This is a genomic window from Cohaesibacter haloalkalitolerans (genome assembly GCF_003574655.1).
Classification (GTDB): Bacteria; Pseudomonadota; Alphaproteobacteria; order Rhizobiales; family Cohaesibacteraceae; genus Cohaesibacter; species Cohaesibacter haloalkalitolerans.
Genome location: NZ_QNUM01000006.1, coordinates 283,892 through 296,482, shown reverse-complemented (window position 1 = coordinate 296,482; position 12,591 = coordinate 283,892). Strand labels below are relative to the sequence as shown.

General features: G+C 58.1%; 12 protein-coding genes. 2 read left to right on the top strand and 10 right to left on the bottom strand.

The genetic code is table 11. The features are described 5' to 3' along the window. Positions 1-20 precede the first annotated feature (20 nt). Genes DSL70_RS16540 through DSL70_RS16510 form a run of 7 tightly spaced genes read right to left on the bottom strand, consistent with a single transcriptional unit; the run spans position 21 to position 6,724 of the window. Positions 21-971: a tripartite tricarboxylate transporter substrate binding protein gene (locus DSL70_RS16540; protein ID WP_119309064.1), complete on the bottom strand. Its 951-nt coding sequence runs from the start codon at positions 969-971 to the stop codon at positions 21-23. 17 nt (positions 972-988) lie between these two features. Then, positions 989-2,011 carry an amidohydrolase family protein gene (locus DSL70_RS16535; protein WP_205563301.1) on the bottom strand — a complete coding sequence of 341 codons (1,023 nt, stop codon included), beginning with the start codon at positions 2,009-2,011 and terminating at the stop codon, positions 989-991. 2 nt (positions 2,012-2,013) lie between these two features. Further along, positions 2,014-3,522 carry a tripartite tricarboxylate transporter permease gene (locus DSL70_RS16530; protein WP_119309063.1) on the bottom strand — a complete coding sequence of 503 codons (1,509 nt, stop codon included), beginning with the start codon at positions 3,520-3,522 and terminating at the stop codon, positions 2,014-2,016. Between the two features lie 6 nt (positions 3,523-3,528). Further along, positions 3,529-3,990: a tripartite tricarboxylate transporter TctB family protein gene (locus DSL70_RS16525; RefSeq protein ID WP_119309062.1), complete on the bottom strand. Its 462-nt coding sequence runs from the start codon at positions 3,988-3,990 to the stop codon at positions 3,529-3,531. Positions 3,991-4,050: 60 nt separating this feature from the next. Continuing rightward, positions 4,051-5,004, bottom strand: coding sequence for a Bug family tripartite tricarboxylate transporter substrate binding protein (locus DSL70_RS16520; RefSeq protein ID WP_119309061.1), 954 nt, complete (start codon positions 5,002-5,004; stop codon positions 4,051-4,053). A 32-nt stretch (positions 5,005-5,036) separates the two neighbouring features. Next, entirely contained in the window at positions 5,037-5,711 is a 675-nt protein-coding gene (locus tag DSL70_RS16515) for an RraA family protein (RefSeq protein WP_119309060.1), read from the bottom strand. A gap of 20 nt (positions 5,712-5,731) precedes the next feature. Beyond that, the gene (locus DSL70_RS16510) at positions 5,732-6,724 is read right to left on the bottom strand and encodes a hydroxyacid dehydrogenase (RefSeq protein ID WP_119309059.1); all 993 of its coding nucleotides are present in this window, start codon (positions 6,722-6,724) and stop codon (positions 5,732-5,734) included. Positions 6,725-6,909: 185 nt separating this feature from the next. Here DSL70_RS16510 and DSL70_RS16505 point away from each other — a divergent pair, with 185 nt between their 5' ends. Beyond that, positions 6,910-7,797, top strand: a complete 888-nt coding sequence (locus DSL70_RS16505; RefSeq protein ID WP_119309058.1) for a LysR substrate-binding domain-containing protein — start codon at positions 6,910-6,912, stop codon at positions 7,795-7,797. Positions 7,798-7,847: 50 nt separating this feature from the next. Here the strand turns inward: DSL70_RS16505 and DSL70_RS16500 are convergent, their stop codons facing one another. The 3 genes from DSL70_RS16500 to DSL70_RS16490 are packed head-to-tail and all read right to left on the bottom strand — an operon-like array spanning position 7,848 to position 11,057. Continuing rightward, positions 7,848-9,368 (bottom strand): DHA2 family efflux MFS transporter permease subunit, encoded by a 1,521-nt coding sequence (locus DSL70_RS16500; protein WP_119309057.1) that lies wholly within the window; start codon positions 9,366-9,368, stop codon positions 7,848-7,850. A 58-nt stretch (positions 9,369-9,426) separates the two neighbouring features. Then, on the bottom strand, positions 9,427-10,596 hold the full coding sequence (locus DSL70_RS16495) for an HlyD family secretion protein (RefSeq protein ID WP_119309056.1): 1,170 nt from the start codon (positions 10,594-10,596) through the stop codon (positions 9,427-9,429). Beyond that, positions 10,593-11,057, bottom strand: a complete 465-nt coding sequence (locus DSL70_RS16490; protein ID WP_119309055.1) for a MarR family winged helix-turn-helix transcriptional regulator — start codon at positions 11,055-11,057, stop codon at positions 10,593-10,595. The genes DSL70_RS16495 and DSL70_RS16490 overlap by 4 nt, the downstream gene beginning before the upstream one ends. Before the next feature lie 512 nt (positions 11,058-11,569). On the opposite strand from DSL70_RS16490, the gene DSL70_RS16485 reads away from it, so the two are divergent. After that, on the top strand, positions 11,570-12,535 hold the full coding sequence (locus DSL70_RS16485) for an amidohydrolase family protein (RefSeq protein WP_119309054.1): 966 nt from the start codon (positions 11,570-11,572) through the stop codon (positions 12,533-12,535). Positions 12,536-12,591: the final 56 nt, after the last annotated feature.

Genomic DNA, 12,591 nt, shown 5'->3' with positions numbered 1-12,591 from the left:
GGCAGCACGCCGCCAGCGTATCATCTCCAGGGGGTCTTTTCCCAAATTCCTTTTGCAACTTCGTTCTGTTGCGTGGCGATATCCTCGAAATCCTTGCCTGCGACAAAGGACATCGGATTGCCCTGCTTTGCCATCATGGACTGGAAATCCTCCATGGCATTCACGTCGGTCAATGCCTTGCGCAGCTTTTCAGTGATCTCTGCGGGTAGCCCGGCCGGTGCAACAATGCCGCGCAGCGATGACATCTTGACATCGTAGCCAAGTTCTCTGGCGGTTGGCACATCCGGACGGAAAGACGAACGTTTGTCGGAAAGAACGGCCAGCACGCGCAGATCATCCTTGAAGGATACGGTCTGGCTCAGCGTCATGGTACCTGCTGCAACATGCTGTCCCATCAGGGCCGTGCGCGCCATGGATGCACCCTTGAACGGTACAAGGGTGAATTCGACACCGGCCGCATCCGAGATCATGTTGGCGGCAAAATGATCATTCCCCCCCAGTGCAGACAGGCCCATGGTGATGGCGCCCGGGTCGGCCTTGGCAGCCGTGAGCAACTGATCCAGCGTCTCGAACTCGGACGTGGCACTGACCACAACGGTATTCGGGTCCTCAACGAAATTGGCAAGATAGGTGAAGCTTGATGCGTCATAATCCGCTTTTCTGTCATACGTCAGTGCCAGGGCGGCCGGCAGGTTGAAGGTGCCGAGCGTGTAGCCGTCGGGCTTGGCCTTGGCAACTTCGGTAAAGCCGATCTGCCCCCCTGCTCCGGGCATGTTCTTGACCACGACGGAAGCGCCATTGCCGAGCGCGGTCTCGAAATATTTGGCCACGGCGCGGGCCATGACGTCGGTTCCTCCACCGGCCGAATAGCCAACCACAATTTCGATGGGCTTTTCCGGATATTCCGCCAGAGCAGGAAAGGCGAGTGTTGAAGCTGCCAGAAGCGCAGCGACAGCAAAGGTTCTTTTCATGACAATTTCCTCCCAGTTTATGTCGTGAAAACAGTTTCATCGATGCCGTAACAACGAGCGGCAGTGCGCCAGAACAGATTGTCTCTGTCCCAGGCATCGCACCCCGATGCAAGGCGCTTGAAGGCATTCCATAGGGTCCTGTAGGAGAACTGTCCCTTATCGACCGGGAAATTGCTCTCGAACATGGCCCGCCCGGAGCCGAAAAGGTCAAGACAGGTCTCAACATGCGGCCGCCAGTCATCGGCAAGCCTGTCAGACTGCGGTGGACAGGCCGCATCGGCGTAGCGGTAGCCCATCACGCTGAGGCCGAACCCGCCGATCTTGATCATCACATTGGGCTCAGCCGCAAGGTCGGCGAGGGCGTTGCGCCAATCGGCAAAGCTGTCCGGATCATCCATGCGACAGGGGCCGATACCCAGTGGACCACCGCAATGGTCCAGAACAATGTTGAGCTCCGGCACGGCCCGCGCCAGCGCCAACACCTCGGCAAGCTGGTTTTGATAGGCCCAGATATCAAGACAAAGCCCGGCTTTGGCCACCGCACGCGCCCCTTCCAGAAAGGATCGGGTCCGCAAAAGCCCCTCAGGAGCAGGACGCGGGTTGGACCGCACGACCGGATCCGGATGCCAGGCGGTGGTGTTGCGGACACCGACGATGCGCCCGTTGCCAGCAGCCTCAAGCGCCTCGAGAACCGGGCGCACTGAATCGCCCAGCTGAAGATCGGCAAAGGCCACAAGCCCCACGGGCAGGAAAGGTTGCGCCTGGCACCAGTCAAGAATGGTGTGCACCTCCCCCAGGGGACGCATGGCTTCCGGCCCCTCTTCCAGATAGCCGGTCCGGCACTGGACATAGAGACTGGCGCGTATATCATGGCCATCGTGGACATCCTCTGCCAGTTCGGCGGCACGATACCGCCCCTCGGGGCGATCCCACAGGTGGTGATGGCAATCAAAGATCGGCTGGCCGGGATCGATTACCTCTTCACGCACCTGTTGGAGCCAGTCCGTGCGAACCTTGAAGTGAGGACTTGCTGCCACCATGCCTAGACCTTGCCCTCCGTTTTTCTGGCTTTGACAATCCGCTTCTTGATCATCGGGCCGACGACAACCGCAACTGTCAGGGCGACCAGCACCAGACTGGTGACATTCTGGAACAGCACAATCCAGTCACCGCGACCGATGCGCAGCGCAAGACGCAGGTTTTCCTCTGCGAAGCCGCCAAGGATCAGCCCCAGAACCACCGGGGGCAGCGGGAACTTCAGTTTGTCCATGACATAACCAATGGCCCCGAAACCGAGCATCAGATAGACATCGAACATCCGTCCGTGGATCGAGTAGACGCCAATCAGCATCAGCACGATGATGACCGAGCCGAGCAGCGGTCGCGGCAGCTTCAGCAGCTTGGCGAAGCTGTTGGTTGCCAGAGAGCCGCCGAGGAACACCAGCAGGATGGCGCCGAACAGGAATTGCCACATGAAGCCGAAGACGATGTCCGGGTTGTTGCGGAACAACATCGGGCCGGGTTGCAAACCATGGATCAGCAAGCCACCGAGCATGATGGCAGCAACCGCCGTACCCGGAATACCGAGCGTCAGGGCAGGAATGAGAGCGGCTGCCGTGTCGGCATTGTTTGCAGTCTCGGACGCAGCCACGCCTTCCGGTTCGCCATGCCCCCAGGTCTCGGGCGTCTTGCTGGCGCGCCGGGCCTCGTTATAGGACATGAAGGCGGCCATTGATCCACCAGCCCCTGGCAGGATACCGATCCAGATGCCGATCAGGGCCGAGCGGATCCATGTCTTCCAGAAGCGGAGCATCCGGGGAAAGGTACGCCAGATCGGTTCGGTGCCCAGATGATCGCCAGCTGAATTTTCCGTTTTCAACGGGCTTTCCAAAAGGTCGATGACAGGGGGCAACGCATAGAGCCCGACCAACAGGATGACGATGTGAATACCGTCCAACAGCTCCAGCCGATCAAAGGTGTAGCGGTCGTTGCCGAAGATCGGGTCGGATCCGACCACTGAAACAAAGACACCGAAGCAGGCGCTGATCAGACCCTTGGCGACATTGCCACCCAGCAGGAAGATGATGCTGCACAGGCCGAAGACGGCCACCCAGAAGACTTCCGCAGGACCAAACAGCAGCGTGACACGCGACAGCGGAGGCGCCAACAGCATCAGCGCAAAGGCACTGGCCACGCCGCCGAAAGCCGAGGACACGACGGCCACCTGAAGCGCAAAGCCGCCCTCGCCGCGCTGCGCCATCGGGTAGCCATCAAAGGTGGTAGCCACCGCCGCCGGGGTGCCGGGAATGCGCAACAGAACAGCAGGAATGGCGCCGCCATACATGGCGCCGTTGTAGATGCCGGCCATCAGGCCGAGGGCGACCAGAGGTTCCAGCCCAAAGGTGAAGGGAACCAGCACCGAAATCGCCATGGTCGCGCTCAGGCCCGGCATGGCACCGACGATGATGCCGGCCAGGACGCCGATCACGAGAGCGGCCAGATTGGCCCAGGCCAGAACATCGGGCAGAGACTGGATAAGATCAGAATACATGATAGCTCACTCCGCCCACAAAAGACCGATTGGAAATTCCTGCGACATCGACACACTGAAGATCAGATAGATTGCGACAAGAACGATGACTGTTGCGATCGCCAGCCCGCGCAGATCGCGATAGCCGAAAATATAGGCGACCAGCGGCAGGGAAATGGCCGTGCTCGGATAGAAGCCTATCAGATCGACCGCGATGCAATAAAGCGCGATCAGACAGAAGGCCCCAAAGACCCGTTTGGGAGACTTGACGACAGGCTTGGCCTCTTCGCCGGCCGAGGCCTTGCGCTGATCCGAAATCATCATGGCGATGGCCAACAGGATCAGGCCAACAAGCATCGCTGCGGGCAGAAGCGCCGAAAGGGGAGCCAATTCAGTTGTCGGGATCAGAAAGCCCGCCGCAACGACGATAATGCAAACGGCCGTTACCGTCTCCGGGCGTAGAAACCGATGTGTGGATTTGTTATGCATGCAAGACGCTCCGTTGGTGGGAACAAAAAGGGGTGCGAGGTTACCCCCGCACCGCTCAAATCAACGCCAGGGGCTCTCTTTCCAAACTTTCTTTGCAAGATCGAGGAGATCGGCGTTCAGAGCTTCAAAGGCGTCGCCGGTGACAACCTGGACCGGATTTGCCGTTGCGCTCATGGCAGCCTTGAACTCGGCGTCGTCCTTTAGCTTGTCAAACGCAGCAATCAGCTTTGTCTTGACATCATCAGGCAGACCCGCAGGAGCAACAAAGCCGCGCATGGACCCATTGACAAGATCGACACCCTGTTCCTTGAAGGTCGGAACGTCTGGAGCAAATTCGGAACGCTCTTCCAGAGCAACACCAAGTACGTTGATTTCGTCCTTGAATGCAGATACTTCCGAGATATTGAGGATGCCCATGGCAACATGGCCACCCATCAGAGCTGTACGCGCCGGAGCCGAACCACGGAAAGGCACGATGGTGAATTCCGTTCCGGTCATGGTCTGCAGCTTGTTCAGCAGGAAGTGGTCGTCACCGCCAAGGCTGGACATGCCGACCGTAATGGCAAGCGGATTGGCCTTGGCTTCGGCCAACAGCTTTTCCATCGTGTCGAGGCCGCTTTTCTTGGAGGTCACGATCACGTTGGGATCGTTGACCACGTTGGCCAGATAGGTGAAGCTGCTGGCATCATAATCGGCCTTGCGGTCAAGGGTACGGGCCATCATACCGGGCAGGTTATAGGTGCCGAGCGTGTAGCCATCCTTGTCTGAATTGGCCACTTCGGTCACGCCGATCTGGCCACTGGCGCCGGGAACGTTCTTGACAACGATGCTGACGCCATCGCCGAGATATTTTTCCAGAAATGGTGCGACGGTGCGTGCCATGACATCCGTGCCACCGCCGGCGGAGTAACCGACAATCACCTTGACCGGCTTGTCTGGATATTCCGCATAGGCGGTTCCCGTCACGGCCACAAATGCGGTGGCTACCGCGAGTGTCTTGAAAATCCTTTGCATGATTCTCCTCCCTTCATGCGTTTGATTCAGTTTTAAGTGAGAATACAGCCTTTTGCCTTGAGAGCAGCGTCCACCCAGCTGCGATCGTTCTTTCCTTCAGAAATATTCTGCAGCTGACGCGTCTCCGCACTGTGCTTTGCCTGCGCCTTCTTGAGAATTTCCTCTGCATGAGCCAACGGAACGGCGAGCACACCGTCGGAGTCGCCGATGATGATGTCGCCCGGTTCGATGACCATGCCGTTGATGCTGACCGGAACATTGATCTCTCCGGGGCCATCCTTGTAGGGGCCACGATGGGAAACACCGGCAGCATAGGTCGGCAGGTTGGTCGCAACAAAGGCGTCAACGTCACGAATGGCACCATTGATGACGAACCCGGCCACGCCGCGCTGAATGGCCCAGGCGAGCATCAGTTCGCCCATCAGGGCGTTGGTGAGATCGCCACCGGCATCCACCACGATGATGTCACCGGGCTCGGCCAGATCGATGGCTTTCTGAAACATCAGATTGTCGCCCGGACGGGCCTTGACCGTCAGCGCCGGTCCGGCCATGCCCCCACTGGCATGCATGGGACGCAGGGACGCCCCGCCAGCCGTCATGCGGAACATGCTGTCCGAGACATTTGCGACCGGCACCTTCTTATAGGCTTCGACAAGCTCCTTCGGCGCAACCCTCTCCCGTTTGCAAATCCGAAATCCGATATCCATTGTGTCTACTCCAAATGTGATTAATTCTGACCGGCTTCCGCCAGCAGGTTCCAGTTGGCGTAACGGTCCTTTGAGACGGGTTCGCCATTCAGAATCTGAAAAATTCCGCTTACCGCCTGCACGCCAACGCGTTCATTTGCCTCGCGGGTCACCCCACCGATGTGCGGCGTTGCGACAATGCGCGGCTCCTTCCAGAACGGGTGATCCTCGGCGGGCGGCTCGACGGCAAAGGTGTCAAGGCCGGCGCCGGACAGATGGCCGGACTGGACTGCAGACAACAAAGCGTCCTCATCGATCAACCCTCCGCGCGCCGTATTGATGATGTAGCTGCCTTGCGGCATCTGCCGAATGCTCTCGGCATTGATGATCTGGCGGGTATGGTCATTGAGCGGGCAATGTAGGCTGAGGATATCGGCGTGTTCCAGAAGCTCTTCAAACCGAGCAACCCGCTTCACACCCAGAGCATCGAAGGCTTCATTCGGGGCGTAGGGGTCATAGCCGACCAGATCGAGCCCGATGCCCCGCGCGATACGACCGGTTTCCTGGGCAATCGCTCCCATGCCCATCAGAGCCAGCGTAGATCCGGCAAGCTCTCTGCCCTTGAAGCCGGGCTTTTCCCATCGGCCCTGCCGCAAGCTGGTATCAAGGGGAAGGATCCGCTTGACCACGGTCATCATCAGGGCGATGGCGTGTTCGGCAACCGAAACCGCATTGGCACCCGTCGCCTTGAGGACGGGAATGCCTTTGGCTGCGGCTGCTGCGACGTCGATATTATCGACCCCGACACCGTGTTTGGAGATGACCCGCAGGGATGGTGCGCTTTCGATGACATTGGCGTCGATCCGGCCCATGCGGGAGACCACCGCAACGGCATCGGTCTTGACCAGAAAGTCAGCGATCACCTCGCTGGCTGCATAGGCTGGGGTGTGTACCGTCTCGAAGCCGTGCTCTTGCACAAGCTTCTGGGCTGCTGGCGCCAGATCCGGTCCCGTGACAAGGATCGTCTGTGACATGGTAAAATCCTCCCGCCTTCCCGCTGGCGCGGAAAGCGATTTAGTTCTCAATTTTCAGATTGGTGTCGCGCCTGCCTCCCAACAGTTATGCGCGCTCCCTCCTCTAGGCAAAATGGTAGTAAGAAAAAATATCTTTATGGAAGCGAAAAATTCTGGTTATTAGATTAAGAAAAACTGGATGTGATATGGATACCCGACAGCTTAAAACTTTAGTGGCAATTGCCTCCTACCGCACCTTTGCCAAGGCTGCAGAGGTTGTGGGCCTCACCCCCTCTGCCGTCAGCCAGCAGATCCAGGCGCTTGAGTCAGAGCTGAGTGTGAAGATCTTCGAGCGCCGCTCCCGCCCCCCCAGCCTGACGGCCGAGGGGTATCAGGTCCTTGAATTGGCGAAAGAAATTTTACATCTCGAAGAAAATGCGATCACCAGTCTCAAGGGGCAGAAGATCGCAGGCACGATCCGCATCGGTACGGTGCGCACCAGCGCCCTCAACCTGTTGCCGCAAGCTGTGGTTGTCATGCACGACCGTTATCCCGCCTTGAAGATCAATTTGCGGGTCGGCTTTTCCTCTTCGATGATCGCTGACGTTGCTGCGGGGCGTCTCGATGCAGCGGTCGTGGCCGAGCATGTGAGTCTGCCCCCCCAACTAAAGTGGAGTCCCTTTTTGCATGAGCCTCTATGGATAATTGCGCCGGAGACAGTAACCGAGCGCGATTCAATCCATTTGCTCGGCAGCTATCCATTTGTCAGATTTACCACCAACGTGCCGCTGGCGAATCTCATCGACACCGAGATTTCGCGACTGGGCGTGGTCACACTGGATGTCGCGGAAATCGATACGATCGGCGCGATTGTCAGCTGCGTGCGGCAGGGGCTCGGGGTTTCCGTGGTGCCGCATACGGCAATCCAGTCGCCGGAAGCCGCCGCGCTCGTCAAATTGCCCTTCGGATCCCCACAGATCACGCGGCGCATCGGCATTGTCGAACGCCTCAACGCCCCGCGTGGCGAGGTCATCAACCGACTGCATGCGCTTCTGGCGAGGCTTTGTGGCGAATATGGCGTTGCCAAGGAATGACGCCGACCGGAAGCGGTCGGCGACTTTGCCGTGAGATCGAAACTCCGATCCTACTGACCCGCCTTCGCCTTTGGCTTGCGCAGAAGGAGCAGCAGGGGAATGGATACCAGACTGAGCAGGGCCATCAACCAGAAGTCATCGATATAGCTCAGAATGGCCGACTGCTGCGTGACCAGCGCATTGACGGTGTAAACCGTACTCGCGGCACCGGAAAGCAGGCCCGGTGCATGGGACTGGACAGCATCGGACGTTGCCGTGATGCGTGTGGCCAGTTCGGCATGGTTCACCTGCATCATGTTGGTCAGAACAGCCGATACCATCGAAACGCCGATCCCCTGCCCCATGTTGCGCACAAGGGCATACATGGCGGTGCCATCCCCGCGCAATGAGGGAGAGAGCGTCATGAAGGCCATGGTCGAGAGCGGCACGAAGATGAAGCCCATGCCAAACCCTTGCAAAGCACCGGTCACGATGATCAGCCAGGAATCCATCTGCAGGTTGAAGCCGGTCATCATCCAGAGCGACCAGGTCATTACCAGAGCTCCAAACACCATCATCACCCGCGCATCAACCCGATGGCTGGCGCGCCCGACGATCATCATCGCCACCATTGAGGCCAAGCCGCGAGGGGCCATCAGCTCGCCTGAAGACAGAACCGAATAGCCAAGGAAGTTCTGCAGCAGCGGTGGCAACAGGGCAAGGCCGGAGAACAGCGACAGGCCGATGAGGAACATGACGACCGAGGCAAGGGCGAAGTTCGAGTCCTTGAAGATCCGCAGATCGACAAAGGGGTTCTTCGTGGTCAGCGAATGCACCAGATAGACCCACAAGCCGGAAACCACCAGACCCAGTTCAATCCAGGTCTCGACGCTCTCAAACCAGTTGTTATCCGAGCCACGGTCAAGCATCAGTTGCAGGGAGCCGACCCCGAGCGCCAGCATTGCAAAACCGAAGAAGTCGAAATTGCGTTTGCGGACATCGGAATTGGGCATGTAGATCATCAGCATGACGATGCAGAGAATCCCGACCGGCACGTTGACCAGAAACACCCAGCGCCAGTTGACACTCTCGGTGAGCCAGCCCCCGAGCGTCGGCCCGATGATCGGCGCAACCATGATCCCCATGCCATAGATGGCCATGGCCTGGGCGAGGCGTTCCTTGGGGTTGATATTGAGAATGACGGTCTGCGCCAGCGGCGCAATCATGGCTCCGCACAGCCCCTGCAGAATGCGGAAGGCCACCATTTCACCAAGGCTCGTCGCGATCCCGCACAGCGCCGAGGCCACGGTAAAGCCAGCCACCGCAAACAGGAACAGCGGCTTCTGGCCGACGCGATCGCTGAGCCAGCCTGTCAGAGGCGTGGCAATGGCCGAAGCGACGATATAGGAAGTCAGGACCCAGTTGATCTCATGCTGCGCAGCACCGAGCGACGCCGACATGTGCGGCAGTGCCACATTGGCGATGGTCGTGTCCAGCACCTGCATGATCGTCGCCAGCATCAGGCCGAAGGTCAGAAGGCCCCGATGGGCAACAACGACTGCGGGTTGAGAATCTGAAATGGAATGTGCCATGTGATGTTTCCTGCGATGAACCGGACGCATCAGGATACGTCCGGTTCATCGGTTCGGCTCAATGAGCCGTAAGCTTGTCGAATGCGGACAGCCCCGTATCGACACTGACGACAGCACTCAAACCGGAGCGCAATCTGTCTGACTGTTGGGTCTTGTCCAGTTCGACACGCACGGGAACGCGCTGGACGACCTTGACCCAGTTGCCAGTGGCATTCTGTGCCGGGATCAGGGCGAATTCGGCACCGGTGCCTGCACTGATGCTGGACACCTTGCCGTTGAAGTGGGTGCTCGGGTAGGCGTCAAAGGTCACCTCTACCGGCATGCCGATCTCGATACCTTCCAGCTGGGTTTCCTTGAAGTTTGCGTCCACCCAGGTTTTGTCTGCCTCGAACAGGCTGGCCATAGAGCTGCCTGCCGTGACAAACTGACCGACATTCATGTTGTCGATCTTGGAGATGACACCTGCGCTCGGTGCCTTGATCGTGGTCTTGACCAGATTGCGCTCGGCCAGCTCCAGCTTGGCCATTTCGGTACGGACCAGCGGATGCTCGTCGGTCGGCATGGAAGGGTTGCCACCAAGGGCTGCGCGTGCATTTTCCACCTGCTTCTGCGCAGTCGTTACGGCATTCTTGGCAGACAGCAGCGACAGCTTCCGCTCATCAAGGGTGGAGTTGGACGTCACGCCCTTTTCAGCCAGAATGGCCCGGCGGTCATAAAGCTCCTGCTGCACCTGAAGGCTGTCCTGAGCCGATGCAAGCGAGGCCTGCGCCGTGTGGAAGCTCACCTTGAGCTGCTCGACATCAAGACGTGCCTTGCTCAAGTCTGCTTCAGCCTCGTCAACCGCGATCTGGAAGGGCTCCGGATCAAGCGTGAAAAGCGTATCTCCCGCCTTCACCTTCTGGTTTTCCGACACGCTGACGGTCTGGATCCGTCCGGAAACGTCGGCAGATATGGCTATTTTTGTCTGCTGCGCATAGGCGTTGTCGGTTTCCTCGAAGCGACCACTGGTCAGCCACACCCAGAGACCACCCAACAGGATGAGCAGGGGTACGGAGACCATGACAAGCAGACGGCCCGGCCGTTTCTTGCGGGCTGGTCTTGGTCGTTCCTCTTTCAGGCTTTCCACCGCAGGGGCAGATTCCTTGATGCGATGTTTGTCCGCGGGATTGGACGCATCGCCTTCAACTTCGGTCGCGTTCTCAGCAACCACTGGGGTGCGCGCATTCATTCCTGTGTTTCCTTGTTCTCTTGAGACGCGTCAACCAACCGGTCTCGAATATGCTTGAGGCTGCTGATCAGGATCTCCCGATGTCCGGTTTCAAGGTCGTCGAGCACCTCGTCAAACAGCTTTCGGCTGATGCAGCGCGCCGCCTTGAAATGCTCACAGCCGTCAGGCAGAAGCGTCACCAGCTTGGCGCGGCTGTCGGATGGGTCCTGAACCCGTTGAACAAGACCGCGCTTTTCGAGGCGGTCCAATATGCCGCTGATTGTCATCGGATCGCTGTCCACAGCGGCAGCCAGCGTGGCCTGGGAGAGGCCGTCGGGGTGATGGAAAAGATAACCAATGACACGGGACTGCTGAAGCGTCAGACCGATGTTCTTTGATTGCTCTTCATATCGTTTGCGGAATTGGCGAGACACGTCAAACAGCAGATAGCCCACGTGATCTTCAGCCTCCTTCTTGTCCATAGCGACCGGATACTCCCAGATAGTAAGTGTGTTATATTATAGTGCGCATATATGATATTGTTCGCGCGATTGTCAATGCCAATCCCTCACTCTTCTTGCATGGCTCCCGTGCGCTTCATCGACTCAATCGCCCTATCAGACGAGAATCCCAGATCCAATTGCGCCGCAATCCCCTTGCAACTTTCAGAATCAATTGGCCATGCGTGATGTCGGGCCTGAAACGTTTCGACCGCAGATCTTTTTCATTAAAGTATACATTTTGAGTCTATAGTCTATTTTTAGAGTACATTTATATTGATTTTTCAATTTTTGTGAGTCATCAAATCATAATTATACCATTTTGGTATACCTTTAAGATCGACTGTCGCTGAGCTATCCAGACAGGTCGGAGGAGACTTGCCATCAGCCGACAAACACTTCCCGGTTTTCCGGTTTCCATGCCAGCGTAAACCAGCTTGCTCGTTGGCCCAGAATTCGGAATCCCGCGATTTCTCGAAAAAGGAGGAGAGAGAATGATCAATAGACGCCAATTTGCCATCACGGCAGCCAGCCTCGGGCTCGGAGCCACCTTCCTGGCAAGGGGGGCGGAGGCCAAGCCATCCCAGCCTTCGACCACACTTGCATTCGACATGCCAAAGGGGGCCTGCGATTGCCATGTCCATATCCATGGATCGCAGACAGCCTTCCCAATGTTTGAAAAGCGCTCCTATACCCCGGAAGAAGCCTCTCCGGACGAGCTGGAAGCCATGATGAAGGCTCTCGGGCTTGACCGGGTGGTCATTGTGACCCCCAGTGTCTATGGCGCCAACAATGCTGCGACCATGTTCGGCATGATGCATTTCGGCCGGTCTGCCCGTGGCGTCGCCGTCATCGATAACGAGACGACCAAACGCGAGCTGACGGAAATGGATGCCATAGGCATCCGCGGTGTGCGCCTCAATCTGTCGGTTGGCGGGGTCAACGATCCGGACCGTGCGAAGGCCATGATCGAGGCCGCCCTTGGCCAGATCGCGGATCTGGACTGGCACCTGCAGCTCAACACCAACCCGGCCATGATCGAAGCACTGCATGACTATCTCGGGACTCTGCCCAAGATGGTGGTGTTCGACCACTACGGCGGCGCACAACCCGATGGCAAAAGCGAACCGGCAGGCTTCGGCGCGATGGTCGATCTGGTGGCAAAGGGCAAGGCCTATGTCAAGATCTCCATCAAGGGCGGGCACAGAGACAATCTCTCCGTCTTCGATCCTCTGGCCGAGAAACTGATTGCCGCCAATTCGGACCACATTCTTTGGGGATCGAACTGGCCGCACCCCAATGCCAAGGCTCCCGCCGGTGGCACGGCGCATGATCTCACCCCGTTGTTCGATGTCGATGACGGGCGCGTTTTCAACCAGTTGAAAGTCTGGGCTGCTGATCCGGCCTTGCGCCAGAAGATTCTCGTCGACAACCCGGCAAAGCTTTACAGATTTGCCTGAACTACCTCCCGAAAGGTCAGTCTCTTCCGCCATGAAGGGGCTGGCCGATCGGGCGT